Genomic DNA, 25,398 nt, shown 5'->3' on the forward strand with positions numbered 1-25,398 from the left:
GTCATTCACGGGCGGAACGACGCGAAGCGGAGCGTAGACCCGAGAATCCATTCCGTGACCTTCGACGTGGAGTGCAGCGGAGCAGAATTCTGCATCGGAGCGGCTCTTATGCGTCACGGAATGGATCCTCGGGTCTGCGCTGCGTCGCTTCGCTCCTTGCTCCGCCCGTGGATGACGAAGTGAGGGGCGGTTTCGCCATTCTCCGTCGGTCACGCGTATTTGCGCTGCGCATCCAGCGCTAGGCCGAGGCCGACCGAGCCGAACATGTCGCCCTCGATGACGGCGGCCTGCGGCACCAGCGACAGGATCCGCCGCTTCGCCAGCGGGATGGCGGTCGAACCGCCGGTGAGGAACACGGCGGTGATGGCCGAGGCGGCAACGCCAGCGTCGGCGATCGTTTGTCTCACCGTCGCGGCCACGCGTTCGATATCGCCGCCGATCGTCTCCTCAAGGCCGGCGCGCGTGATCTCGGCCGCGAAGCGCGCGCCGGGCAGCGACACCTTCACTTCGGCCGAGGACTGGTCGGTCAGCGCGATCTTCGCCCTCTCGACGAGGCCCGCCATCGCATGGCCATAGCGCTGCTCCACGACATGGATGAAGCGGTCGACGAGGTCGGGCCGCTCGGCCTCGTAGCGGATCTGCCGCAGGTCGTTCATCGCCTTGGCGGTGTAGACGAGGTTGATGCGCTGCCAGGTCGCCAGGTCGATGAAATAGGCAGCGGGCAGGTTGCGCTTGTGGTCCTTGGTCCGTGTCAGATAGCCGAGCTCGGGCATGACATGGGCGATGCTGAGCAGCCGGTCGAAATCGGTGCCGCCGATATGGACGCCGCGATTGGCTAATATATCGGCCTTGCGATCAGTCGAGCGCGCGCGCTCCGGCGAGACGCGCACGATCGAAAAGTCGGATGTGCCGCCGCCCATGTCGACGATCAGCGCCAGCTCCTCGCGCGCGACCTTCTGCTCGTAATCGAGCGCCGCCGCGATCGGCTCGAACTGGAAGGCGATGTGCTTGAAGCCCTGCGCGCGCGCTGCCTTTTCCAATTCGCCCTGCGCCTTCATATCGGCGGCCGCGTCGTCGTCGACGAACTGCACGGGCCTGCCGAGCACCACGTTCTCGACCGGTCCGCCCGCATCTTCTTCCAGCCGCTTCTTCAGATGATCGATGAACAGGCCGATGATGTCGATGAAGCCGATCTGGCGCGCCTTGATGCGTGTCTTTTCATTGGCGAGCGAGCTGCCGAGAACGCTCTTCAGCGAGCGCATCAGGCGGCCTTCGATGCTGTCGGTGTAGTCGCTGATCGCACGACGGCCGAAATAGGTGTAGCCGTCCTCGAAGTTGAAGAACACGGCGCTTGGCAAGGTGGATTGCTCGCCTTCCAGCGCCACCAGTCGCGCCCGGCCGTCGCGGATCACGCCAACGGTGGAATTGGACGTGCCGAAATCGATGCCGCCGAATGCCGATCGCATCGCAGCCTCCTGTCGTTGCCTGGGGCAGGGTTGCCGACGACGCGTTGCGCGCCGTCATCCGGATTGCCGGACCGCTCTGCCGAAATCGAAATGTGTGTGCTTGTCCCTAGGGCTGGGAGGCGGCGATGTATCGCAAAACCGGGAAAAGGGAAACCCTCTTTTCACGGAAAATGGGTCTTCCCATTTTTCCCGCGGGTATCAATCCTTGCGGAAGATGAGCCGGCCCAGCCAGCCTGTCAGCATGGCGAGCGATATGGCGAACACGCCATAGAGGAAGGAATAGTCGTGCGCGACGCGGAAGACTGACTGCTCGAAGCCGGACTTGCGGATTTCGAGCTGGGCCGAGCTTTCCTTGACGAACATGCCGCTCTTGAACAGGAAGGCGCGGGCCTTATGGGTTCCCACCGGCACGTTGGGCGCCAGCCGCACGGTGGCGCGAAACAGGTTCTGCGACAGGAACTGCACGCCGCCGACATTCTCGCTGTAGAGGCCTGTCGCCGCCTTGCGGTCGCGAAGTGCCGCGGTGAACTCCTCGATGGTTGCCGGGCTGTCGGTCTCGTCGGCCGGCTTCATGTAGAGGTTCTGCGCGCCGAGCGAGAGCTGCTTGTATTTGGCAGGCTCGGCGATGTCCTGCAGCGGCCGCGTGGTCGCGACGGAATAGGAGACCGGCACGTTCTCGAACGTCTCCGAGTCCAGATTGACCCAGACGCCGAGCACCCGGTCCTTGCGCCGGACGACAACAGGGCGTGGCGGGCCTTCGAGCACGACGATCACGTCATAGCGCCCCTGGCGCGCGACCAGCGGATCGGGATTTTCCAGCGATCCGAAGATGGTCAGGTCGGCGCCGGAGAAACCCGCCGTGATCGAAACGGCGTCGGTCGACAGGCCGATCTGGATGCTTTCGGCAGGCGGCGTTTGCGCGGTTGCCGGGGAAAGGACAAAGAGCATCGACAACGAGGCGGCGGCTGCGAATGCTCTCAGTCCCACCATCAGTTCAGGCCCGCGGCGGACAGCGAATAGAGATTGGGCGGCGTCACGAAGAGGTCGACGGCAAGGCGGATGGCGACGGCCAGCACCAGCATCGCCAGCAGCGCCCGCAGTTGTTCGCCGCGCAGCCGCTGGCCGGCCTTGGCGCCATATTGGGCGCCGGCGACGCCGCCGGCCATCAGCAGGAAGGCCAGGATCACGTCGACCGTCTGATTGGTCGTGGCATGCACCAGGGTCGTATAGGCCGACGTGAAGATGATCTGGAACAGCGAGGTGCCGATGACGACATTGGTCGGCACCTTGAGCAGGTAGATCAGCGCCGGCACCATGATGAAGCCGCCGCCGACGCCCATGATCGACGACAGGAAGCCGATCCCGGCGCCGAGCCCGAGCACCGGGATGACGCTGACGAACAGCTTCGATGCGCGGAAGCGCATCTTGAACGGCAGCCGGTGGATCCAGTTGTGCTGGCCGGATTTCTTGAGCACCGGTGCTGCACCGCTGCGCGAGGCGCGCAGCGCGTTGACGCTTTCGACCAGCATCAGCCCGCCGACCGTGCCGAGCAGCACGACGTAGAGCAGCGAGATGAACAGATCCAACTGGCCAAGCCGGCGCAACAGCGCAAAGACGAAGATACCGGCCGTCGAGCCGACGATGCCGCCGGCCAAAAGCACGCCGCCCAGCTTGAAGTCGAGCGTGCCGCGCTTGAAATGCGAAAGCGCGCCGGAGAAAGAGGAGGCGATGACCTGGTTTGCGCCGGTGGCGACGGCGATCGCCGGCGGGATGTTGTAGAAGATCAGGAGCGGTGTGATCAGGAAGCCGCCGCCGACCCCGAACATGCCCGACAGGAAGCCCACCGCCGCGCCCATCGCCAGCAGCACGAAGACGTTGACGGAAATTTCCGCGATCGGGAGATAGATGCCCACCCGTCTGTCTCGATCAGTTTGTCTGTCGGCGCATAGTGCCGTCCCCGGACAGTAAAGCACCGAAAAGCCAATTTTTTCTTGCGACGGCGCGGCGGCGGGTTCAACCCCCGTCGCCGCGCCGAAACAAAAACCATCTCAATCAGTTAACAGGCAAATGTGTGGCAAGGCGTCGTGTATGCGACGCGCGTGCCGTTATTTCTTCGCCAGGAGCGCCTTGACGAGCGGCGCGTCGATCTCGCCTGTCGGCTTCATCTTGTTGTCGGTCTGGAAGGCCATGATGGCGGTCTTGGTCTTGCCGCCCATCAAGCCGTCGGCGCCGCCGGCGTCGTAGCCGTTCTTGTTGAGGATCAGCTGGATGTTCTTCACCGCCTTCTTCATGTCGATACCGGCGGTGGTCTGCGGCGCGCTGTCCTGCCAGGACTCCGGAACGTCGGCCGAATTGGCGGCCGCGTTGAGCGGCTTGGCCTTCCACAATTCCGTGGCCGCGCGCGCTCGCTCGAGCTGCTCGGGCCGCAGCGCGTTGGCGATCTCGTCGCGCTTGGCGGCGGCGTCCTTGTCGCCGGTCTTGGCGACCAGCGCGAACCATTTGTAGGATTCTTCCAGGTTCTGCTTCATGCCGACGCCCTTGGCGGCCAGGATGCCAAGGTTGAACTGGCTGTCCTTGACGCCGAGGTCGGCGGCTTCCTGGAACCAGTGCGTCGCCGATTCATTGTCGGTCACGCCGTCCGCCGCCATGGCGAACAGCACCGCCAGATTGTGCATTGCGCTGGCGTTGCCCTGTTCGGCGGCGAGCTGGTAGTAGGTCTTGGCCTTCTTGATGTCGCGCGCGACGCCGATGCCTTTTTCGTAGAAATTGCCGATACGGTATTCGGCCGGCGCGAAGCCGAGCTCGGCCGACTGCTCATACCATTTGGCGGCCGCCTTCACGTCTTCCTTCACGCCGCGCGATTCCGCATAGCGCGAGCCGATCTCGAACAGCGCCTTGGCGTCGCCGCCGGCGGCCGCATCGTGCAGCGCCACCGGGCCGATTTCGGAGGGAATGTCGAATTTGGCCGCGGCCGTCTGGCTTGCCGCAGGCGGTACGGCGCCTGTCGTGTCGGCGGAGGTGGCCGCCGGCGCGCCGGAGGGGGCGCTCTCGGCGGCGGGGCTGGCCGTCTCTGAGGCCTTGGCCATCGGCTGCGTGTCGCCATCCGTGTCCGTCGCGGTGGCGGCGGCGGCAGGTTCGGACGGCGTCGCCGACGCCATCGGGGCCGGCGCCGGCTCGGCAGGCGCGGCAAGCGTCACTGGCGCGGGCGCCGGTTCGGCCGGCATGGCGGCGGCAGCTTCAGGACTTGCGGGGATGGAAGCGGCCGGCGCCGCGTCCTTGACGGGCTCGGCCTGCCTGGCGGGGCGGGCCGGGGTGCTTTCGGCCTGCGCGGTGTCCGTGTCGGCCTTCGGCGCGGCTGTTGCATCGAGCGAAGCCGTATCGACTGTCTGCGTGGAGATGATCGGGGCGGGCTGGTTGTTGGCCGTTTCGACGGGATCGGCCAAGAAGGCCTTGCCCAGCTGCAGGCCCGCCAGCGCCATCATGATCGCTGCCGCCGCCATCAGGATCGGCTTGCGCCGCGCCTTGAGCAGGTCGCCTATCCTCAGCGCCTTCACCGGGCCGGTCATGGTCGATTGCCGCTTCAGCGTGTCGGCTTCCGCCGCGGCGGCCTGGGCCGCACGGCGGGCCGCGGCGATGAAATCGGACTTGGCGGCGTCGCCCTCGGCGCGCCGGGCCGGCTGGCCGCCACGCTCGTCGCGCACGCGCTTCATGATGGCGTTGAGGTCCGGCGCGCCGGACCCTGGTTCCAATGGCCGGTTGGCGGCCTTGGGGTCGAGCGGCTCGTCGATGTCGACGCTTGGCACGTCGCCCACCGGCGTCGAGCCGGCAAGCGGCTGCGTATCCGCATCCTTCTTGCCCTTGAAGGCGCGCGCCAGGCCGCTGAACATCGATTTCCTGCGGCCGGCCGTCTCGCTCTTGTCGCCGATCGCGTCCGGTCCGAGCGCTGCCATGGCCGCTGCGGCCGCGGCTTCCGCAGGCGTGCGCGGCGCATCTGGCTCATCGCGCATGATCGCCGCGGCGCGGCCTTCCAGGCTGGCCATGTCTCCCGTGAGCGGCAGCGGCTGGTCGATGTCCATCGAAGGCGCGTCCTGCACCGCGATCTTGCCGCCGCGGCCGCCGCGCTTGCCGGCCGGCTGCGGATCGACCAGCTCGCTGACCGCTTCGCTGGCCTCGCTCGTTTCCAGCGAGCCCAGCCGGTCGACGATCTTCAGCAGCGTGTCGTGGATCGCCTCGAATGTCCGCGAGTTGCGCTCGTCGGAGCGCCGGGTGAGCGCCTCGAGCGTCTTCAGGTCCTGGGCGAGGCCGGCAACGGCGATCGCGTTGGTCTGGGCCGTGCTGGACGTCGAGTCGGAAAGCGATTTGACGGCGCTCTCGGCCGCCTCGCGCGCCACGCTCAGGATGGAATCGCGCGTGCCGGCCAGCGACTTTTCGATCTGGTTTAGGCGCGGGCTGATGTCTTCGAACTCGGGCAGCGGCGTGCCGGGCTTGGAAAGATGCGCCGACAAGCCGGCGACCTGCGCTTCCAGACTGCGGATCAGCGCCGGATCGATGCCCGCGACCTGCTGCGCGGACGATTCCAGCCGGCTGGAAATGTCCTCGAGCCGGCTTTCCAGCCCGCGGATCGCCATCTCGTTGGCGGGATCGGGCGTGCGCGTCTCGATGCGCTTGACCAAAGCGGTGAAGCGGGCGTCGATCGCCTCCATGATGCCGGCGCTCTCGTCCCGGCGCGTGCGCTGGTCGAGCCTGTCCGCGACCTCGTCCAGCCGACGCTCGAGATCGCGGAACAGCATATTGCTCTGTTCGATCGCATCGCCCTGGCGGCGCTCAAGCAGCATTGACAGCGCATCGAAGCGCTGCTCAAGGCCCTGGAAGATCTGGTCGGCATCCGGCATGGCCGGCGCGCGGTCCATCTTGTCGGTGATCAAGGCGATCTGCTTGCCGAGCCGCTCCATGGCCTGCTCGGGCAGGTCCGCCCTGCCGGCCAACTGATCCACACGGCTGGACAGGAGACTGAGGCGATCCAGAACTTCCGCTCCAGGCCGCGACTGGGCGACCTCTTCGATCTGAACCGCCAGGGAGGCCATGCGCTTCTCGATCCGGCCGAAGGTTTCGGGGTCGAAGGCATTGGCCTGCGCGGCCACGGTTGACGCGACGATGGCGCGCGAAATCTCATCCAGCCGTTCGTCGATCATAGCGAGTGTCTCGCCGCCGCGCGCGGTCTGCTGGCCGGCGAAACGGTCGACCGCGCCGGCAAGCGTGCGCACCTTCTCCTCCATTGAGCGCAGCGAAAGCGATTCCGGCAGGTTGCTGACGGCGCTGCTGATCTGTTCGAGCCGATCGGTCAGCACCGAAAGGCTCGGGCCTTCGGCGCGCTTGCGCTGGTCGGCGTCGACGCGGTCCTCGAAGGCGCTCCAGCGGCGGTCGAAATCGTCCCAGCGGCGGTCGACCTTCTGCAGGCTTTCCTCGCGCGCCAGCGTGTCCAGCGCGCCCTTCACCTGCTCCAGTTCCAGCCGCAGCAGGTTGACGCTGCGGTCGTCGCTTTTTTCCGCGAGCGTCTGGATGGCTCCCGAAAGCCGCTCGAATTCGAGGCCGAGCTCGGCGCTGCTCTTGTCGGGCATACCGTTCGACGGAGCGCCGCGCTGGCTGTTGGCCTGCATGGCGCGATCGATGTCCTGGCGGAACGCTTCGAATTCGCGCTGCAGGCCGACGGTCATCTGGTGGCGCAGTTCCTCGCGCAGGCCGCGCAGTTCGACCGCGATCTTGCCGACCATGGCGACGCTGTCTTCCTGGCCGCGCACGCGGTCGATGTCACGCGCGATCGCCTGGTAGCTCTGGTCGAAGGCGGGCGCGGCGGGCGCCGGATTTTGCGGCGCGCGATTTTGCGGCCATTGAGTCTGCGGGCCGGGATTTTGCGGTGCCGGATTCTGCGGCGGCCGGTCCAGCGGCCTTTGCGCGGAATAGGTATCCTCGTACCAGCGCGGCTGGCCGTAAGGCTGCGTGCTTGGATAACGCGGCTCGACTGGCGACCGCCGCAGGTCGGGGCGATCGGGCATGTCGGCGCGCGTCCGGTCCAGCCGCTGCTCCAGCGTTTCGAGCGAGCGGTTCAGTTCTTCGAGCGAGGGCTGCGGCCGGCGTTGCCTGCCGGCGTTGAGTGTATCGAGATAGGACCGCTTGCTGTTCATCGATGCGCCCGTGTTCAGAATGGCCGGCCAAAGGCCGGTTTCCCAAAGTACTGTCGGGAACGAAGCGAGCCGGGCGGTTTTGCCGCGGAGGAAGACGGGCTTCCCGGGTTTTCACCCGCGCTTCGAAAACCGTGAAAAATTCGCTACAGGATAAACACGGGTGACCGACATGCGCACATTTCGCCCAACGTGGTAAACAACGCGTTAACCAAGCTTAAGAAGACGCGCATAAATCAGGCGCCGCCTTTCGGGTGGTGCGGCATAAAGGTCCGTTTTGACAACGCCCTTGCGTCACCCCGCGGCTGTCGATATAGAATTGACGTAAACGTAAAAGGTGCGAAGCCGTGCCTCTTGCGATTGACTTGTTGCAACCACGATTGGAAGCACGCCCCCGCTTCCATTCAGGCGACGCTTGGTCCGCGACCGCGACGCCACCAGGGGAAAGCCAGTGACCATGAAACTTGTTTCGCCCGGCGAAGCCGCGGCCAATACCAATGACATACCGGTCGAAGCCGGCGAGGAATTCGTCCGCATCGGCGAGATGGCCAAGAAATACGGTGTGACGCTGCGCACGCTGCGTTTCTATGAAGACAAGGGCCTGCTCAATCCGCATCGCGACGGCTCGACCCGTCTCTATACGCGCCGCGACAAGGCCCGGCTGAAGCTGATCCTGCTCGGCCGCAAGGTCGGGTTCTCGCTGCGCGACGTCAAGCAGATGATGGATCTCTACGATCCGACCGGCACCAACACCAAGCAGCTGCGGCTGGCCCTCGACAAGTCGGAGAAGCAGCTCGCCCGCCTGCAGAAGCAGCGCGCGCTGATCGACGACGCCATCAACGAGTTGAGCACGTCGATGACGGCGGTGCGCCAGATGCTCGTCGAACGCACCGCGGCGCCGCAGGCCAGCGCCGCCGGCTGAACGCTGGCTCGACAGGGACGATCCCAGAAATGGAGAGCCGCGCGGCTATAGCCGCGCGGCTTTTTTGTCGCCAAAATGCCGGACCGCTCACATAAATTTTTGGCTGCGACGAAGTTGACGTTTACGCAAACGTCAAAATTTGCTATCCGGGCATCGACATCGGTCCGGCCTCCTGTCCAGGACGTGGATAAGGAACTTCCTGGCCGGCTGGCACTATAAGGGTGGAGGAAGGCATGACGGTTTACAGGGCGCCGGTCCAGGACACGCTGTTCGTTCTCAACGACGTGCTGGGCTATCAGCGCTATTCCAACCTTCCGGGCTTCTCGGACGCGACGCCCGACGTGCTCGAGGCGATCCTCGCCGAGGGCGCCAAGCTTGCCGAAAACGTCATGCATCCGTTGAACCGCGTCGGCGACATGGAAGGCTGCGTGCGCCATGACGACGGCTCGGTGACGACGCCCAACGGTTTCAAGGACGCTTACGACCAGTATCGCGAAGGCGGCTGGATGGGGCTTGCAGCGCCTGCAGAGTTCGGCGGCCAGGGCCTTCCTTACGCCGTCCACACCGCAGTTTCCGAATACATGATCTCTGCCAACATGGCGCTGATGATGTATCCCGGCCTGACGCAAGGCGCGATCGCGGCGATCGTCACCCACGGCACGGACGAGCAGAAGGCGACATGGCTGCCCAGGCTGATCGAGGGGGTCTGGACCGGCACCATGAACCTGACCGAGCCGCATTGCGGCACCGACCTCGGCCTGCTGCGCACCAAGGCCGTTCCCAATGGCGACGGCACCTACAGGATTTCCGGCCAGAAGATCTTCATCTCCGCCGGCGAGCACGACATGGCGGACAACATCGTTCATCTGGTGCTTGCCCGCGCCGAGGGCGCGCCGGAAGGCGTCAAGGGCATCTCGCTGTTCATCGTGCCGAAGCTCAAGCTCGATGCCTCGGGCAATCCCGGCCAGCGCAACACGCTCTCCTGCGGCTCGATCGAGGAGAAGATGGGCATTCACGGCAACTCGACCTGCGTCATGAATTATGACGAGGCGGAGGGCACGCTGCTCGGCGAATTGAACGGCGGCCTGAAGGCCATGTTCACGATGATGAACGAGGCCCGCCTCGGTGTCGGCCTGCAGGGGCTTTCGGTCTCCGAGATCGCCTATCAGAACGCCGTCTCCTACGCCAAGGACCGCCTGCAGGGCCGCTCGCTGTCGGGCGCCAAGGCGCCGGACAAGAAGGCCGACCCGATCATCGTCCATCCCGACATCCGCCGTTCGCTGATGACCATGAAGGCCTTCAACGAGGCCGGTCGCGCGCTGGCGTTGTGGACGGCGATCAAGTCCGACGTCGCGCATCGCTCCGGTGACGACAAGGACCGCCAGGCGGCCGACGACTACACCGGCCTGATGACGCCGGTGGTCAAGGGCGTGCTCACCGACAAGGGTTTCGACCATGCGGTGATGGCGCAGCAGGTGTTCGGCGGCCACGGCTACATCGAAGAGCACGGCATGAGCCAGTTCGTGCGCGACGCCCGCATCGCCATGATCTATGAAGGCGCCAACGGCATCCAGGCGCTCGACCTCGTCGGGCGCAAGCTCGGCCTTAATGGCGGCCGCGCGGTGCAGGCCTTCTTCAAGGAAGTCGGCGAGTTCTGCGAGGAAAACCGCACTGATGAGAAGATGGCGCCGTTCACCAAGGCGCTGAAAAAGGGGCTCAACGATCTGCAAGCAGCCACAATGTGGCTGGTGCAGAACGGTATGGCCAAGCCCGACAACGCCGGTGCCGCCTCGACCGACTACATGCACCTCTTCGGCCTGGTGGCGCTGGGCTATATGTGGGCGCAGATGGCGAAATCCGCTGAGGCGAAGCTCGCGGAAGGCGCCAACGGCGCTTCGGCGTTCTACGACGCCAAGCTGGTGACCGCGCGCTTCTTCATGGAGCGCGTCATGCCGGAAACGGCGACGCGTCTCGCTCGCATATCGAGTGGCGCGGACACGCTAATGGCGCTGCCGGCGGAAGCGTTCTAGGTTTGTCCGGCCGGCATTGCCGGTCCACCAAAGTCGGAACGCGGAGGAAATCGTGGCGACAAATCCAGCCGAAATTCTTGGTCTTCCGAAGCCCGCCTGGGCTGCGGACGAGGTCGGCATGCTCTATGACATGGCGACCCGCTTCATGGCGGAAGAGATCGCCCCGCGCTACGACGAGTTCGAGAAGAACGAGATGTTCGACCGTGAGAGCTGGCTGAAGGCGGGAGCGGCCGGCCTGCTCTGCGCTTCCATGCCGGAGAAATACGGCGGCTCGGGCGGCACCTTCGCGCATGAGAGCGCCATTATCGAGGCGATCGGCCATGTCGGTGTCGACGGCTTCGGCATCGGCCTGCACAATTCGATCGTGGCACCCTACATCCTGCATTACGGCTCTGAGGAGCAGAAACAGAAATGGCTGCCCAAGCTCGCGACCGGCGAGCTGATCGGCGCCATCGCCATGACGGAGCCCGGCGCCGGCTCCGACCTGCAAGGCGTCAAGACCCGCGCCGAGAAGGACGGCAACCATTACAAGATCAGCGGCTCGAAGACCTTCATCACCAATGGCCAGCTTGCCAATCTGATCATCGTCGTCACCAAGACCGATCCGGACAAGGGCGCCAAGGGCACCTCGCTGATCGTCGTCGAGACCGACGAGGTCGAGGGTTTTCAGCGCGGCCGCAACCTCGACAAGATCGGGCTGAAGTCGAACGACACCTCCGAGCTGTTCTTCAACGACGTGCGCGTGCCGACCTCGAACCTGCTCGGCCACGAGGAGGGCAAGGGCTTCGTCCAGCTGATGCAGCAGCTGCCGCAGGAGCGGTTGCAGATCGGCACCGGCGCGATAGCCATGATCGAGCGGGCGCTGGCGCTGACCATCGACTACGTCAAGGAACGCAAGGCCTTCGGCAAGGCCGTCATCGATTTCCAGAACACCCAGTTCAAGCTGGCCGAACTGAAGACCGAGGCAACCATCGGCCGCGTCTTCTACAATGACTGCGTCGCCCGCCACATCGACGGCGGCCTCGACCCGGTCACCGCCTCGATGGCCAAATACTGGCTCAGCGACCTGCAGGGCAAAGTCGTCGACGAATGCCTTCAACTGCATGGCGGCTATGGCTACATGAATGAATATCCGATCGCCCGCATGTACCGCGACGCCCGCGTCCAGCGCATCTACGGCGGCACCAACGAAATCATGAAATTGCTGATCGGGCGCTCTCTCTGAGCGCGGCGGCCGGCAAAGCCAAGGAGCACGAAAATGACTGAGGCTTACGTCTATGACGCCGTGCGCACGCCGCGCGGCAAGGGCAAGAAGGATGGCGCGCTGCACGAGGTGCCGGCGGTCAGGCTCGCCGCCAGGACGCTCGAGGCGCTGCGCGACCGCAACGGGCTCGACACCGGCAATGTCGACGACATCATCTTCGGCTGCGTCGACCCGGTCGGCGAGGCTGGCTCCGTCATTCCGCGCGCCGCCGCCTTCGAGGCCGGCTACGACACAAAGGCGCCTGGCATGCAGATATCGCGCTTCTGCGCCTCCGGCCTCGACGCCATCAATTTCGGCGCCGCCAAGATCGCGCAAGGCGCGGACGAGATCGTCATTGCCGGCGGCGTCGAATCCATGTCGCGCGTCGGCATGGGCATGTCCGGCGGCGCCTGGTTCATGGACCCTTCCGTCGGCCTGCCCGGCTGGTTCGTGCCACAGGGCATCTCGGCCGACCTGATCGCCACCAAATACGGCTTTTCCCGCGACGACGTCGACGCCTATGCCGTCGAGAGCCAGAAGCGCGCCGCGAAAGCCTGGGCCGACGGCCGCTTCAAGAATTCGGTGATCCCGATCAAAGACCAGAACGGCCTCACCATTCTCGACCATGACGAGCACATGCGGCCCTCGACCGACATGCAGTCTCTGGCCTCGCTCAACCCGTCCTTCGTCATGCCGGGCGAAATGGGCGGCTTCGACGCGGTCGCCGTGCAGAAGCATCCTGAGGTCGAGGAGGTCAATCACGTCCATCACGCCGGCAATTCCTCCGGCATCGTCGACGGCGCCGCCGCCGTTCTGCTCGGCTCCAAGAAGGCCGGCAAGGCGATGGGACTGAAGCCGCGCGCGCGCATCCGCGCCTTCGCCAATATCGGCTCGGAACCGGTGCTGATGCTGACCGGTCCGGTCGACGTCACCGAGAAGCTGTTGAAGCGCGCCAAGATGAAGTTGTCGGACATCGACCTATTCGAGCTCAACGAGGCCTTCGCTTCCGTGGTGCTGCGCTACATGCAGGCCTTCGACATCCCGCACGACAAGATCAACGTCAATGGCGGGGCGATCGCCATGGGCCATCCGCTCGGCGCCACCGGTGCCATGATCCTGGGCACGGTGCTGGACGAGCTGGAGCGTCGTGACCTCAACACCGCGTTGGTCACGCTCTGCATCGGTGCCGGCATGGGCACCGCCACCATCATCGAACGCGTCTGAGGGAGAGAGACTATGAGCTACATCAATTTCACCCTCGACACCGACGCCGACGGCATTGCGCTGATCACCTGGAACATGCCGGACCGCTCGATGAACGTGTTCACCGAGGAGGCGATGCTCGAGCTCAACGCCATCGTTGACAAGGTGGCCGCAGATGCCGCCATCAAGGGCGCGGTGATCACCTCGGGCAAGGACAGCTTCTCCGGCGGTGCAGATATCACCATGCTGCAGAAGATGCTGGCGACCTTCGCTGCCGAGAAGTCGAATGATCTCGACAAGGCGACCAGGGCGCTATTCGAGAATGCCGGCTACATGACCGGCCTGTTCCGCAAGATCGAGACCTGCGGCAAGCCGTTTGTGTCGGCGATCAACGGCACCTGCATGGGCGGCGCCTTCGAGATGTCGCTCGCCTGCCATGGCCGCGTCGCCGCCGATTCCGACAAGGTGAAGATGGCGCTGCCCGAGGTGAAGATCGGTATCTTCCCCGGCGCCGGCGGCACCCAGCGCGTGCCGCGGTTGACCGACCAGCAGCAGGCGCTGCAGATGCTGACCACCGGCCAGAACCTGACGCCGCAGAAGGCAAAGGCAATGGGCCTGATCCACGAGATCGCCGAGCCTTCGAAACTCGTCGAGACCGCCAAGGCGATGATCAAAAACGGCCTGAAGCCGGTGGCACCCTGGGACGAGAAGGGTTTCAAGCTGCCCGGCGGTCCGATCTATTCGGCCGCCGGGGCCAATCTCTGGCCGCCGGCCATTGCCATCCTGCGCCGCGAAACCTACGGCAATTATCCGGCCGCGGCCGCGATCCTGAAATGCGTCTATGAAGGCCTGCTGGTGCCCTTCGACACGGCGCTCAGGATCGAGCAGCGCTACTTCACCGAGATCATGCAGTCGAAGGAAGCAGCGGCGATGATCCGCTCGCTGTTCCTGTCGCTGCAGGAACTGAACAAGGGTGCGCGCCGGCCGGCCGACGTGCCGGAGACCAAGTTCAAGAAGATCGGCATCCTCGGCGCCGGCTTCATGGGCGCCGGCATCGCCTATGTCACCGCGCGCGCCGGTATTCCGGTCGTGCTGCTCGACCGCGACCTGCCGTCGGCCGAGAAGGGCAAGGCGCATTCCGACAGCCTGATGGCCGATCAGGTCAAGAAGGGCCGCGCCAAGCCGGAAGACAAGGACAAGCTCCTGTCGCTGATCACGCCGACGGCGGATTATGCCGACCTTGCCGGCTGCGATCTCGTCGTCGAGGCGGTCTTCGAGGATTCAAGCGTCAAGAAGGAGGCCACCGAGAAGGCCGAAGCGGTGCTGAAATCGTCGGCGATCTTCGCTTCGAACACGTCGACGATCCCGATCACCGCTCTGGCGAAGAACTCGGCTCGGCCGAAGAACTTCATCGGCATCCACTTCTTCTCGCCGGTCGACAAGATGATGCTGGTCGAGATCATCCTCGGCAAGAAGACAGGCGACAAGGCCTTGGCCGTCGCCTTCGACTTCGTGCGCGCCATCAAGAAGACGCCGATCGTCGTCAACGACACGCGTGGCTTCTACGTCAACCGCTGCGTGCTGCGCTACATGTCGGAAGCCTACAAGATGCTGATCGAGGGCGTGCCCGCACCGATGATCGAGAACGCCGCCAAGGCTGCCGGCATGCCGGTCGGCCCGCTGGCGCTGACCGACGAGACGGCCGTCGACCTTGCCCAGAAGATCATGAAGCAGACCATCAGGGATCTCGGCGAGAAGGCCGTCGATCCCAGGCAGATGGCACTGATCAACACCATGGTCGGCACGCATGGCCGCTTCGGCCGCAAGAACGGCAAGGGTTTCTATGACTATCCGGCCAAGCCCGCGAAGAAGAAGCTGTGGCCGGGCCTCAAGGACCTCTATCCGCAGCTGAAGCCCGAGAAGGTCGACTATGAGGAGCTGAAGCAGCGCCTCTTGGTGACCATCGCGCTGGAAGCGGCGCGCGTGATGGAAGAAGGCATCGTCACCGATCCGCGCGAGGCGGATGTCGGCTCGATCCTCGCTTTCGGCTTTGCGCCCTTCACCGGCGGCGCGCTGTCCTACATCGACGGCATCGGCGCCAAGCGTTTCGTCAAGATCGCCAAGGGGCTGCAGAAGAAGTATGGCGCCGAGTTCAAGGCGCCGAAGCTCCTGCTCGACATGGCCGAGAAGGGCGAGACCTTCTACCAGCGCTTCGACCCCTACCAGAAGGGTGAGGTCAGAGAGGCGGCCTGACCAACCCCAGATGTATGTCTGGGGGCGAATGGCCCGCACCATGGCCACGGCGTCGAGCCGTGGCCCCTACAGGGTCGGCGACGAAAGCCGGCTGGCCTTTCGCTGCCTGCCGATCGACATCGACTTCAACCTGCATCTCAACAACGCCCGCTACATGATGCTGGCCGATCTTGGCCGTATCGACATCTTCCTGCGCATCGGGTTGATCGCGCTGGCGCGCAGGAACGGCTGGGCGCCGATGATCGGCGGGCTGCAGGTGGCCTATGTGCGCGAGATCAAGCTGTGGCGGCGCTTCGAGGTGGTCTCGTCGATCGAGACCTGGGAAGGCACCTCCGTCATCGGCAGGCACCGTTTCGTCCTCGATGGCGGCGAGACGGCGGCGCTGATCCTGACCACCGGAGGCGTCTATGACCGCGGCGGCCGCCGCTTCCTCGACATCGACGAGGTCGTCGCGGCGCTCGGCCACGCCGCCAGTCCACGCCCGCCGACCGAAGCCGAGCGGGCCTTCATGGTCTCACATAGGAACTTGCGCGAACAGGCCAAGGCGGCCTGATCGCGCTTCGAAGCGGTCATTCCGCCCTGCCGAGCAGGAAGTCGGCCACCTCGTCCGAAAAGACCATCAGATCGTCATCAAAGGCGACAACGGCCCGCCTGCCTTGCGGATCCGGCCGACCGGTAGGCATCCCGTGCGCCACAAGCGTTGCGGCGCAACCCACCCAGTCTCCACCGGGTTCGGGCTCGTTGACTGATGCCCAGCCGAGCGTTCCACGCACGTCACCGCCGAAGCCATGCTTCTCTTTCCAGTCCGCGCCGTGCTCCAGCAGGAAGGTGGTGAGGTCAGTATCGCCACGAAAGACGGCATGGTTCAACGCCGAGGCGTCCCAGTCGCCGCCGCGCCGGGCGGCCGGCCAGCCGAGCCTGACCATCGTCTTCACCGCGACGCCGCAGCCCTGTGCGGCAAGCTCGGGCAGAAGCCGCAATTGCTGGTCCGACAGCGAAGCCGGCAGGTCGGGCCGGCGAGCCTTGATCGCGCGGGCCGTCGTCTCGTCGCCGGCTGCGCAGGCGGCGATGAAGCGCTCATCGTCGGGAAGCGGGGCGTCATCTCCAGCTTGCCGCAGCAGCGCGGCAACATCCGGCAGCCCGAAGCGCAGGGCGACCTGATAGGCGCTCAAACCCTCGGGCGTTCGCGCTGTCGGGTCGGCGCCGGCGCCAAGCAGCGCTTCGATATGCGCCGGCGAACGTCGCCGCCGGATTGCCCACAGAAGCGGCCTGCCCCAATCGGAGGTCGGCGGGCTCCCGGCCGGTTCGTTCGGATCGGCGTCCGGCGCGGCAAGCAGCAGGTTCAGCGCCTCCAGGCTGTCGAGATCGAGAACCCGATACAGCGCGTTCGAACCCATGACGCGAGCGCCGGCCTCGAGCAGAAGCCGCGTGCAGGCCGGGTTCTCGAGCGAATGGTAGAGCGACTCGCCGTCATTCGGATCGGCACCGGCATCGAGCAACAGCTTCGTCATCTCCAGATCGTGGTTCTGGCCGGCCGCGCCATAGAGCGCCGACAGTCTGTATTCGTCTGAAGGATTTTCCAGCGAGGCCGGCGGCCAGCGGCTGCCCACTGCCTGGTTCGGATCGGCGCCGGCCTCGAGCAGCAATCTGGCGGCGGCATGAAGTGCATCGCGAAAGCGCGGCAGCCGCACTAGGCTCGAATGGGTCACGGCCACCAGCGGCGGCAGGTCCAGCGGACCGCCAGGGCGGTTGAGCCAGCCGGCATCCTGCTTCGTCGCCTCCCGCAGGACGGCTTCCTCGCCAACCGCGCAGGCCAGATACGCGTCGCCTTGGATGAAGCCGGGATGCTCTTCGACCATGCGCGCGGCGGCCGCCGGGCTCGCCCGGTCGGTGCTGCCGCTGATGTCTCCGGCATAGATGAGCCCCGCCCAGTTGTGGATCGAGGCGGCACGGTCGGCGCCATAGGCACGTTGCGCAGTGACGAAGCTGCCGAGGTCGCGCCAGGAAGCAAAGCCATATTCGCGCGCCAGGCAGGACTGGGCGTCATGCAGGCGCAGGCCGAGCGCAGCGATTGCCTGATCGTCCTTGCCCGCCGCCGAGGGCAGGCTTTCGCGGAAGCGGGCGAGCGCGTTCGGTTCGCCGCGCCGGTAGGCCGCGAGCAGGTCCTTGGCCTGCTTCTTCAACAGGTCGAGGTCGGGACGGTTGGGGAGTTGGTTCATGAAAACCTCCGTGCGTTCTTCGCCGAAGGTCCGCAAATCCGGCTGCACAAAGGTTTGGCTGTCAGCTCATCGAAGCAAGTGGGTTCAACCCTTCCCGCGGACCCGGAAGCGGCTTGCACCGCAGGCTGGACCATAGGGTTATTCTGCAACTGAGGTCAATCCGGTGGGGCCATGGCTGGCTTGATCACGCTTTGGCGAGCGGCGGCGGCGGCTTTCTTGCTGCAGGCTAGGATGATAGATTAGTTGTTGCTAACGGAAGTGTTGAGGAGCGATCATCATGCGCATGATGTTGAGAATTTCCGTTCCGACAGTGGAAGGCAACAAGGCGCTCAAGGACGGCAGCATGGAGAAGTTCATTGAGCACAGCCTGTCCGAGCTGAAGCCGGAGGCGGCCTATTTCACCGCGGAGAAGGGCCAGCGAACGGCCTACTTGTTCGTTGACATCAAAGACAGTTCCGAAATGCCATATTTTAGCGAGCGCTTCTTCCTTGCGTTCAATGCCACCGTTGACTTCATCCCGGTGATGAACGCGGAGGAACTGAGGAGGGGCCTGCCGAAGGCCTTGGCCGGGATCGGATAGGGTCCACGCCGCGCTTTCTTGATGATCCGCCGGCCACGCCGGTGGACAATGGCGTGGTCGCGCGCTAGACAGGCTTGAGGCATTTTTTCCTGTTCTGAAGGAGAGCGCGCGTGCTCTCACACGACCGCGTATGGGCCGCAATCGACGCTCTCGCCGAGCGCTATTCTCTATCGGCTTCCGGTCTTGCCCGGCGCGCGGGTCTCGATTCGACGGCCTTCAACAAGTCGAAGCGCCTGTCTTCCGACGGCCGGCCGCGCTGGCCCTCGACCGAATCGCTGGCCAAGATCATCGAGGCCACCGGCGCTTCGCTGGAGGAATTCACCGGACTGGTCGAAGGACGCGGCGGCGCCTCCGTCGCCCAACATCGCAGCGCGGTTCCGTTGCTCGGCTTCGCTCAGGCCGGCGCGGGGGGCTTCTTCGACGATGCCGGCTATCCGGCGGGGCAGGGCTGGGACCTAGTCGAGCTTCCGGCGCGGGCGACCGAGACGTCCTACGCGCTGCAGGTGCAGGGCGATTCCATGCTGCCGCTCTACCGCAACGGCGACGTGCTGATCGTCGAACCCGGCGCGCCGACGCGCAAAGGCGATCGCGTCGTGGTCAAGACCACAGCCGGCGAGGTGATGGCCAAGGTGCTCGACCGGCAAACGGTGAAATCGATCCTGCTGGTTTCGCTCAACCCAGCTCACCCGGACCGTGACATCCCGGCGCGCGATATCGAATGGGTGGCGCGCATCGTCTGGGCGAGCCAGTAGGTCCGGACCGGTGCGGCTTCTTCAAACAGCCCTGGCGGTTCTGGCAATTCCGGTCATGGCGGCGCTCGTCGTGACCGGCGGGCGCGCAATCAAAAGCCGTGAGAGCACGATCGCGGTGGACCGGATCGATCCGGATGCGCTTGCAGATCCAGGCACTGAGACGCCGCCGGAAGAGCCGGTGACTTCGGCCATTCCCACGCCCGCCGCTCCGCCACCACCCGTTCATTCGAGGGCCATCGATCCCGAAGTGGTGGCGCCGCCCGCTCTTTCGGATAACGAGCTCGAACGAGTGGAACCGCGCGCGCCGCTCAGCGATCTGGCGCTGGCCGCGCCACCCAAGCCGCCCAAGTTGAAGATGCCGGACGACTGGAACGGCACCAAGCTGTTCCAACCGGTCGCCACGGCCGCCGGGCTGATCGAGGCAAAGGGCTATGCGGTCGCCGTGTCCGGCGTGGACGTCGTCAAAGCCGACGAAACCTGTAGCGACGCGGGCAAGACCTGGGCCTGCGGCGCGCGCGCCAGGACAGCTTTCCGCGCCTTCCTGCGCGGCCGCGCGGTCGCCTGCACGGTGCCGCCCGAGGGCGGTCGCGACACCATTTCCGCCGAATGCCATATCGGCAATCAGGACGTCGGCCAGTGGCTGGTCGAGAATGGCTGGGCACGCGCCGCGCAAGGCGGTCCCTATGTCGAGGCCGAGAACAAGGCTCGCACGGCCAGGAAGGGTATTTTCGGCTCAGCGCCGAAGCTCGACGGTCTGCCGGCGCTGCCGGCCGCGTCAGGTCCGGCGCAGGTTGCGCCGGATTCGATCCTGCCGGCCGATGGCGGCGACGTTACGCCGCCAACTGACCTGCCAGCGCCCGCTCAATGAGCGCGCGCGTCTCGGCGATGCCGTAAAGCGCCGCGAAGGAACCGAAGCGCGGCCCGCGTTCCTGGCCGATCAGCACCTGGTAGATCATCTGGAAGAAGGCTACCGACACGCCAGGCCCGCCCTCCGGGCTCTGCTTGGAATGATCCTGGTAGCGCTCGATCTTGCGTGCCACGTTGAGCGCCGCGTTCTGGATCGCCTCGCCGTCGGCACCCTGCGGCAGAGCCCCGAGCGCGTCGGAGAGCTTTGCCAGCGCCTCGCGCTCCACCTCGTCGGCGGCGCGGAAAACCTTGGTCGGCTTCACGAAGTCGTCGAAATAGCGGATCGCGTAGCCGGTCAGCCGGTCGAGTTCCGGATGCGTCTTCGGCGTCACACCCGGCGCGTGCCGCGAGATGAAGCCCCACAGCACCGCCTTGTCATGCGCGTTGGAGGCGCTGACCAGGTTGAGCAGCAGCGCGAACGGCACTGGCAGGTCGATGGCCGGCGGGTTGCCGTCATGCATGTGCCATACAGGGTTGCCGAGCCGCTCCTTCCAGTCCTGGCGCGGATAGGCGCCAAGGAAAGCGTAATACTCGTCCACCGCCTTCGGGATGACGTCGAAATAGAGCTTCTTCGCCTGCCGCGGCCGCTGGTACATATAGAGGCCGAGGCTTTCCGTCGGCGCATAGGTCAGCCATTCGTCGATGGTGAGCCCATTGCCCTTCGACTTCGAGATCTTCTGGCCCTCCTCGTCGAGGAACAGCTCGTAGACGAAATGCTCCGGCGCGTGTCCGCCGAGGATGTTGCAGATGCGGTCGTAGATTGCCGCATTGGTCTGGTGGTCCTTGCCGAACATCTCGAAATCGACGCCGAGCGCCGCCCAGCGCATGCCGAAATCCGGCTTCCACTGCAGCTTCACATGGCCGCCGGTGACAGGCAGCGTCGTCTCGGTGCCTTCGTCGTCGAAGGTGATGGTGCTGGCCTTGGCGTCGACATTTATCATCGGCACGTAGAGCACACGGCCGCTCTTCGGCGAGATCGGCAGGAACGGGCTGTAGGTCGCCTGGCGCTCCGGCCCGAGCGTCGGCAGCATCACGCCCATGATCGCGTCATAGCGTTCGGCTGCGCGCAGCAGTACCTCGTCGAAACGGCCGGCCTTGTAGTACTGCGTCGCGCTGGCGAATTCGTAGTCGAAGCCGAACGTATCGAGGAAGCGGCACAGCATCGCGTTGTTGTGGTCGGCGAAGCTTGCATAGTCGCCGCCGAACGGGTTGGGCACCGATGTTAGCGGCATATGCAGATAGGGCTCCAACGCCGCGCGATCCGGCACGCTCTCCGGGATCTTGCGCATGCCGTCCATGTCGTCGGAGAAGCACAGAAGCTTGGTCTTGACCTTGTCTTGCGTCAGCACGCGGAAGGCATGCCGCACCATGGTCGTGCGCGCCACCTCGCCGAAGGTGCCGATATGCGGCAGGCCGGACGGGCCGTAGCCGGTCTCGAACAGGACGGTCTCGGGAAAGTCCTTGCCCTTGTAGCGGGCGATGACTTTCTTCGCTTCCTCGAACGGCCAGGCCTTGCTCTCGGCCGCCGCGACAAGCATCTCGGGAGTGAGATCGATGATGTTTGATCCCGTCATGTCAAAGTTCCAGTCATGGCCGTCTTCGCGGCGGATAAGGATTTGTCGACCGGTCTCTAGGCGTCACAGGCCGGAGCGTCAACGATTTGCGGCGCTTTTACTTGCGGCGCCATAATGGCGCTCCTACGTTCGAGGTCCATCATCCGGTGCATGTCATCCAAAAGTGTGTCACGGCTTTGTGGAGATGACATGCACGCCTTTAGGAGTGTTGAATGCCTTTACTGACGCCGCACGAAGCCCTGATATATCTGATGGTCATCACTTCGGCTTCTGACCGCGACATGACGGATGTCGAGCTGGCGCGGATCGGCGATGTCGTCCGCTCGTGGCCAGTGTTCGTCGATTTCAACCACGACAGGCTGATCAATGTCGCGCAAGCCTGCCAGAAGGCGTTGCATGACAAGGACGGGCTGGAAGGCGTGCTCGCGCGCGTCGCCGAGGCGCTGCCCGAGCGGTTGCGCGACACGGCTTACGCCGCCGCCTTCGAGGTCGCCGCCATCGATCTCGAGATGCGTATGGAAGAGGTCAGGGTGCTGCAGCTCATCCGCCTCAAGCTCGATCTCGATACGCTGACCGTCGCCGCGATCGCGCGGGCGGCCAAGGCGCGCCTGCGCACGCTCACCTGAAGAAGCCTGCGGGCTTAAAAGAAGCTGACGGGGAAATAGCGCAGGTAGAACTCGGCGAAGCTGCCCTTGATCGAGATTTCCTGCAGCCCGTAGTCGATGGCTGCGGCAAGCGCGGTATCGCTCTTGCGGGTGGCGATCGCCATGCCCGAGCCCAGATACTCGGGCGCCAGATACGGACCGCCGGCGAAGCGGCAGCAGCCGGCGGCGTCCGAGCCGCCCAGCCAGAAGGCGAAGCGCATGCCGTCGCCGAAGGCGGCGTCGACCTTGCCGGCCTTGAGGCCGGCGTAGAGGTCTTCCGATGTGTCGAAGGTCACCACCTGGACGGTGTTGAAATAATCGCGCAGCATTTTCTCATGCGCCGAGCCGGCGACGACGCCGACCCGCTTGCTGCGCAATTTGTCGAGGATCGGCTCGGCGAAGGCTTTCGCCTTGGGCATGATGAAGCGCGCCGGGAATTGCATGTAGGAGCGCGAGAAGGCGTATTTCTCTCGGCTGTCCGGCGTCGCGGCGATGCCGGCGATGATCGCCTCGCCTTCGCCTTTCTGCAGAGCGTCCTCCAGCTCGCTCCACGGCAAGGCCTGGACCTGGCATTTTTCGACGACGCCCAGTTCCGCGCAGATCGCTCGCGCCAGATCGATGTGGAAACCCGACAGCCGGCCGGCGCCGTCGAGGAAGTTGAAGGGCGGAAAATCTGTGGTGGTGAGGAATCTGAGCCGCGGCAGCGCGGAGAGATCGGGCTTCGGCAGCCGCTCCTTGGCGTCCCACAGCACCGGCACCTGCGGCTCCGCACCTTGAGTCGCGCCGGCAAAGGGCAGCGCGCCGCCCAGCACCGACATCAGGGCCAGAAATATCCACCGCAAGATCACGATATGGCTCCGCGCCTGTCCCCGTTCCTCGGCTTTTCGTATGAAAATGGGGCGGCCACAACGGTTTTTGATTTCAAGCGGCCGAATTAAGCGTATGATTCAGCGCGTTTGCAAGTGACCTGCGTGCCGGAAGGGGGAAGCTACCGGCTTTGCTAAGGCAATTGCGACCGAGGGTTGATGGCGAAGGGGTGTTCGGGCATCTACCGTCGGCAACGAGAAAAATAGAAGCAACATGGGGTAGATGTTGCGATGGGCCTGTTCGACAGAACTTTGGAATACATAGACCAGTTGCAGCATGCTGGCACCGCGGCCGCGGTCTGCGAGAGGCTGCTCGGCGTCACCTCGAACTTCGGCCTGACCGCGCTGATGGCAGGAACCGTGCCGCAGCCGGGAACGCCGCGTGGCCGGCAGAAACAGCATGTGATGCTTTGCGACTGGCCCGGCGATTGGCTGGAGCGCTATGTGGCGCGCAACTATGTCGACCACGATCCGGTCGTCAGTCACATGAAGCAGCTTCAGGCGCCGTTCCAATGGCGGGACGCTTCCAAGAACGCCCTGATCGACAAGAGCAGCGACGAAGTCATGGGCGACGCGCGCGAGTTCAAGCTGCGCGACGGCCTGGCGTTTCCGCTGGTCACGCTCGACGGCCAGATCGTCATGGTCTCGCTGGGCGGCGAATCCGTGGAATTGTCGGATGCGGAATTCGGAATGGTATCGCTCGCGTCGACCTATGCGATCGGCCGCGCCATGCAACTCCACACCAAGGTCGACAGCATCATCGATCACATAGAATTGACGGCGCGTGAGCGGGAATGCCTGCAATGGGCCGCCGTCGGCAAGTCTGAATGGGAGATATCTCAAATTTTAGGCATCTCGGAACATACTTCCGAGAAACATCTTCTTAACGCCAAGAGCAAACTGGGCGCAGCCAACCGGGTGCAGGCAGTCGCGGAGGCGATTAGACGTGGCTATATTAGTTAGGTCGGCCGTGCCGACCTAGAAATTCTTGCCTGCGCATTCGCGCAATATTTTAAGGGACATCACGGCCGTACCTTCCTCTTAAGCCTAGGAGACGGCTGATGCTTTTTGCCCTTACCACTCAGGAATTGATGGAACGTCCCGACCTCTGGGAGGCGGTCCATCGCTTGCGCTACAAGATCTTCGTCGAGGAGATGGGATGGACCGATCTTGATCGTCCGGACCAGCTCGAGATCGACCAGTTCGATCACGACGAGGCCGAGCACCACCTCGTCATCCGCAACGGCGAGCTGGCTGGCTACCAGCGGATGCTGCCGACCACACGGCCGCATCTGCTCACGGACGTGCTGTCGGATCTCTGCGAGGGGCCGTCTCCCTCAGGACCGAATGTCTGGGAACTGACCCGCTATGCGGTGGCTCCCGGCTTTCGTGACGGCAAACGCGGCGTCTCGACGGTCGGCACCGAACTCATCGCCGGCTTCGTCGAATGGGGCCTGAAGCGCAACGTCAATCAGGTCATCATCGAGTTCGAGCCGATGTGGGTGCTGCGGGCGCTGCAACTGCACTTTCTGGCAAAGCCGCTCGGCTACCAGCGCAGCTATGGCAACCAGCAGGTCGTGGCGACACTGCTCACCTTCACCGAGCATACGCTCGAGATCGTGCGGGCGCGCCGCAACCACCACCTGCCGGTGCTGAACCGGGGCTATCCCGGTCTGCTCGGCCTCAAGCAGGCTTCGTGATGGAGGCGGTCATGAGTTTCCATCCCGAACCGGAACTGCGCGGCCATACGCTGGTCGTCACCGTGTCTTCGCATGACGGCCGACCGGTGCTCGACAGGCACGCCTATGCGAGCCTTGCCAGAACCTTGCGCGAAGCGGCGGTCAATGACGAGGTCCGCGTCGTCATGCTGCGCGGCCTTGCCGGATGCTTCTGCCTTGGCGGCGACTTCTCGGAGTTTCTCGACGCCACCAAGCACCGAGAGTTGATCGCCGCCGTCACCGACATGTTCCGCATGTTGGCGACCTTCCCCAAGCCGGTCCTTGCCTGCGTCGACGGCGATGCCGTCGGCGTCGGCTGCACCATCCTGTTCCATTGCGACATGGTGATCGCTTCCCGGGGCAGCACCTTCAGGGTGCCGTTCGTCGATTTCGGCCTGGTGCCGGACGCGGCGACCAGCATCCTGGCACCCCAGAAGCTCGGCTACGCCGGCGCCTTCCGCTTCTTCTGCCTGGGCGATACGCTGGGCGTCGAAGACGCCAAGGCGCTCGGCCTGGTCGGCGAGGTCGTGACGCAAGGCAGCGCCGAGGAAGCGACGCTGGCGAGGGCGAAACAGCTGGCCAAGAAGCCTGTGGCGGCACTGCTGCAGACGCGCAGCCTGCTCAAGGGCGACACGGACGTCTTGTGCGACCGCATCGATCACGAGATCACGCTGTTCCAGCAGGCGCTCCAGGATGACGCCACGCTGAAGCGGCTGCAGCGGATCGCGCGCCTGGCTGCCTGAGCGCCTGGCCTAAAACCTCAGCGCCGCGCAAGCCGAAAGGCGCGCGGCGCTGTAATTCGCCCGGAACCGCGTTACCACGCAGGCAGGGCAGGCCGGCGGT

General features: G+C 64.8%; 20 protein-coding genes. 13 read left to right on the forward strand and 7 right to left on the reverse strand.

Going from position 1 to position 25,398, the window contains the following annotated elements:
- Positions 1 to 209 precede the first annotated feature (209 nt).
- From FJ956_RS07975 to FJ956_RS07990, 4 genes are all read right to left on the reverse strand, one after another.
- Positions 210 to 1,466, reverse strand: coding sequence for an Hsp70 family protein (locus FJ956_RS07975; RefSeq protein ID WP_140673286.1), 1,257 nt, complete (start codon positions 1,464 to 1,466; stop codon positions 210 to 212).
- A 198-nt stretch (positions 1,467 to 1,664) separates the two neighbouring features.
- The gene (locus FJ956_RS07980) at positions 1,665 to 2,456 is read right to left on the reverse strand and encodes a TIGR02186 family protein (RefSeq protein ID WP_140673288.1); all 792 of its coding nucleotides are present in this window, start codon (positions 2,454 to 2,456) and stop codon (positions 1,665 to 1,667) included.
- A complete protein-coding gene (locus FJ956_RS07985; protein ID WP_027169296.1) occupies positions 2,456 to 3,379 on the reverse strand; it encodes a sulfite exporter TauE/SafE family protein in 924 nt (307 codons plus the stop codon). The genes FJ956_RS07980 and FJ956_RS07985 overlap by 1 nt, the downstream gene beginning before the upstream one ends.
- A 192-nt stretch (positions 3,380 to 3,571) precedes the next feature.
- Positions 3,572 to 7,648: an SEL1-like repeat protein gene (locus FJ956_RS07990; RefSeq protein WP_140673290.1), complete on the reverse strand. Its 4,077-nt coding sequence runs from the start codon at positions 7,646 to 7,648 to the stop codon at positions 3,572 to 3,574.
- Between the two features lie 454 nt (positions 7,649 to 8,102).
- Here FJ956_RS07990 and FJ956_RS07995 point away from each other — a divergent pair, with 454 nt between their 5' ends.
- The 6 genes from FJ956_RS07995 (at position 8,103) to FJ956_RS08020 (ending at position 15,849) form a co-directional block, all read left to right on the forward strand.
- Entirely contained in the window at positions 8,103 to 8,567 is a 465-nt protein-coding gene (locus FJ956_RS07995) for a MerR family DNA-binding transcriptional regulator (protein ID WP_140673427.1), read from the forward strand.
- A gap of 233 nt (positions 8,568 to 8,800) precedes the next feature.
- Positions 8,801 to 10,597, forward strand: a complete 1,797-nt coding sequence (locus FJ956_RS08000; protein WP_140673292.1) for an acyl-CoA dehydrogenase — start codon at positions 8,801 to 8,803, stop codon at positions 10,595 to 10,597.
- Between the two features lie 52 nt (positions 10,598 to 10,649).
- Positions 10,650 to 11,822 (forward strand): acyl-CoA dehydrogenase family protein, encoded by a 1,173-nt coding sequence (locus tag FJ956_RS08005; protein ID WP_135872877.1) that lies wholly within the window; start codon positions 10,650 to 10,652, stop codon positions 11,820 to 11,822.
- A 33-nt stretch (positions 11,823 to 11,855) separates the two neighbouring features.
- A complete protein-coding gene (locus FJ956_RS08010; protein ID WP_140673294.1) occupies positions 11,856 to 13,064 on the forward strand; it encodes an acetyl-CoA C-acetyltransferase in 1,209 nt (402 codons plus the stop codon).
- A gap of 12 nt (positions 13,065 to 13,076) precedes the next feature.
- A complete protein-coding gene (locus tag FJ956_RS08015; protein ID WP_140673296.1) occupies positions 13,077 to 15,296 on the forward strand; it encodes a 3-hydroxyacyl-CoA dehydrogenase NAD-binding domain-containing protein in 2,220 nt (739 codons plus the stop codon).
- A gap of 10 nt (positions 15,297 to 15,306) precedes the next feature.
- Positions 15,307 to 15,849 (forward strand): thioesterase family protein, encoded by a 543-nt coding sequence (locus FJ956_RS08020; protein ID WP_140673298.1) that lies wholly within the window; start codon positions 15,307 to 15,309, stop codon positions 15,847 to 15,849.
- A 16-nt stretch (positions 15,850 to 15,865) separates the two neighbouring features.
- On the opposite strand, the gene FJ956_RS08025 is transcribed toward FJ956_RS08020, so the two are convergent.
- Entirely contained in the window at positions 15,866 to 17,515 is a 1,650-nt protein-coding gene (locus FJ956_RS08025; RefSeq protein WP_140673300.1) for an ankyrin repeat domain-containing protein, read from the reverse strand.
- A 277-nt stretch (positions 17,516 to 17,792) separates the two neighbouring features.
- Between FJ956_RS08025 and FJ956_RS08030 the strand changes: the two genes are divergently transcribed.
- The 3 genes from FJ956_RS08030 (at position 17,793) to FJ956_RS08040 (ending at position 19,715) form a co-directional block, all read left to right on the forward strand.
- The gene (locus tag FJ956_RS08030; RefSeq protein ID WP_140673302.1) at positions 17,793 to 18,095 is read left to right on the forward strand and encodes a hypothetical protein; all 303 of its coding nucleotides are present in this window, start codon (positions 17,793 to 17,795) and stop codon (positions 18,093 to 18,095) included.
- A gap of 110 nt (positions 18,096 to 18,205) precedes the next feature.
- On the forward strand, positions 18,206 to 18,847 hold the full coding sequence (locus tag FJ956_RS08035; RefSeq protein WP_140673303.1) for a helix-turn-helix transcriptional regulator: 642 nt from the start codon (positions 18,206 to 18,208) through the stop codon (positions 18,845 to 18,847).
- Positions 18,848 to 18,857: 10 nt separating this feature from the next.
- Positions 18,858 to 19,715 (forward strand): thermonuclease family protein, encoded by an 858-nt coding sequence (locus tag FJ956_RS08040; RefSeq protein ID WP_348641033.1) that lies wholly within the window; start codon positions 18,858 to 18,860, stop codon positions 19,713 to 19,715.
- On the opposite strand, the gene FJ956_RS08045 is transcribed toward FJ956_RS08040, so the two are convergent.
- A complete protein-coding gene (locus FJ956_RS08045; RefSeq protein WP_140673307.1) occupies positions 19,678 to 21,327 on the reverse strand; it encodes a lysine--tRNA ligase in 1,650 nt (549 codons plus the stop codon). The two genes, FJ956_RS08040 and FJ956_RS08045, sit on opposite strands and share 38 nt — an antisense overlap.
- Positions 21,328 to 21,539: 212 nt before the next feature.
- Here FJ956_RS08045 and FJ956_RS08050 point away from each other — a divergent pair, with 212 nt between their 5' ends.
- Complete coding sequence (locus FJ956_RS08050) at positions 21,540 to 21,953, forward strand: tellurite resistance TerB family protein (protein WP_140673309.1); 414 nt, start codon at positions 21,540 to 21,542, stop codon at positions 21,951 to 21,953.
- A gap of 14 nt (positions 21,954 to 21,967) precedes the next feature.
- On the opposite strand, the gene FJ956_RS08055 is transcribed toward FJ956_RS08050, so the two are convergent.
- Positions 21,968 to 22,789, reverse strand: coding sequence for a transporter substrate-binding domain-containing protein (locus tag FJ956_RS08055; RefSeq protein WP_140673429.1), 822 nt, complete (start codon positions 22,787 to 22,789; stop codon positions 21,968 to 21,970).
- 279 nt (positions 22,790 to 23,068) lie between these two features.
- Between FJ956_RS08055 and FJ956_RS08060 the strand changes: the two genes are divergently transcribed.
- From FJ956_RS08060 to FJ956_RS08070, 3 genes are all read left to right on the forward strand, one after another.
- On the forward strand, positions 23,069 to 23,800 hold the full coding sequence (locus FJ956_RS08060; RefSeq protein WP_140673311.1) for a LuxR family transcriptional regulator: 732 nt from the start codon (positions 23,069 to 23,071) through the stop codon (positions 23,798 to 23,800).
- 98 nt (positions 23,801 to 23,898) lie between these two features.
- Positions 23,899 to 24,537 carry a GNAT family N-acetyltransferase gene (locus tag FJ956_RS08065; RefSeq protein ID WP_140673312.1) on the forward strand — a complete coding sequence of 213 codons (639 nt, stop codon included), beginning with the start codon at positions 23,899 to 23,901 and terminating at the stop codon, positions 24,535 to 24,537.
- 11 nt (positions 24,538 to 24,548) lie between these two features.
- Complete coding sequence (locus tag FJ956_RS08070; RefSeq protein WP_140673314.1) at positions 24,549 to 25,298, forward strand: enoyl-CoA hydratase-related protein; 750 nt, start codon at positions 24,549 to 24,551, stop codon at positions 25,296 to 25,298.
- Positions 25,299 to 25,398: the final 100 nt, after the last annotated feature.

The organism is Mesorhizobium sp. B2-4-3, assembly GCF_006442815.1.
GTDB lineage: Bacteria > Pseudomonadota > Alphaproteobacteria > Rhizobiales > Rhizobiaceae > Mesorhizobium.

Coding starts and splice junctions, on each gene's coding strand:
- FJ956_RS07975 (WP_140673286.1), bottom strand. CDS start 1,466: ATGCGATCGGCATTCGGCGGCATCGATTTCGGCACGTCCAATTCCACC.
- FJ956_RS07980 (WP_140673288.1), bottom strand. CDS start 2,456: ATGGTGGGACTGAGAGCATTCGCAGCCGCCGCCTCGTTGTCGATGCTC.
- FJ956_RS07990 (WP_140673290.1), bottom strand. CDS start 7,648: ATGAACAGCAAGCGGTCCTATCTCGATACACTCAACGCCGGCAGGCAA.
- FJ956_RS07995 (WP_140673427.1), top strand. CDS start 8,103: ATGAAACTTGTTTCGCCCGGCGAAGCCGCGGCCAATACCAATGACATA.
- FJ956_RS08000 (WP_140673292.1), top strand. CDS start 8,801: ATGACGGTTTACAGGGCGCCGGTCCAGGACACGCTGTTCGTTCTCAAC.
- FJ956_RS08010 (WP_140673294.1), top strand. CDS start 11,856: ATGACTGAGGCTTACGTCTATGACGCCGTGCGCACGCCGCGCGGCAAG.
- FJ956_RS08015 (WP_140673296.1), top strand. CDS start 13,077: ATGAGCTACATCAATTTCACCCTCGACACCGACGCCGACGGCATTGCG.
- FJ956_RS08020 (WP_140673298.1), top strand. CDS start 15,307: ATGTATGTCTGGGGGCGAATGGCCCGCACCATGGCCACGGCGTCGAGC.
- FJ956_RS08025 (WP_140673300.1), bottom strand. CDS start 17,515: ATGAACCAACTCCCCAACCGTCCCGACCTCGACCTGTTGAAGAAGCAG.
- FJ956_RS08030 (WP_140673302.1), top strand. CDS start 17,793: ATGCGCATGATGTTGAGAATTTCCGTTCCGACAGTGGAAGGCAACAAG.
- FJ956_RS08045 (WP_140673307.1), bottom strand. CDS start 21,327: ATGACGGGATCAAACATCATCGATCTCACTCCCGAGATGCTTGTCGCG.
- FJ956_RS08050 (WP_140673309.1), top strand. CDS start 21,540: ATGCCTTTACTGACGCCGCACGAAGCCCTGATATATCTGATGGTCATC.
- FJ956_RS08055 (WP_140673429.1), bottom strand. CDS start 22,789: ATGTCGGTGCTGGGCGGCGCGCTGCCCTTTGCCGGCGCGACTCAAGGT.
- FJ956_RS08060 (WP_140673311.1), top strand. CDS start 23,069: ATGGGCCTGTTCGACAGAACTTTGGAATACATAGACCAGTTGCAGCAT.
- FJ956_RS08065 (WP_140673312.1), top strand. CDS start 23,899: ATGCTTTTTGCCCTTACCACTCAGGAATTGATGGAACGTCCCGACCTC.
- FJ956_RS08070 (WP_140673314.1), top strand. CDS start 24,549: ATGAGTTTCCATCCCGAACCGGAACTGCGCGGCCATACGCTGGTCGTC.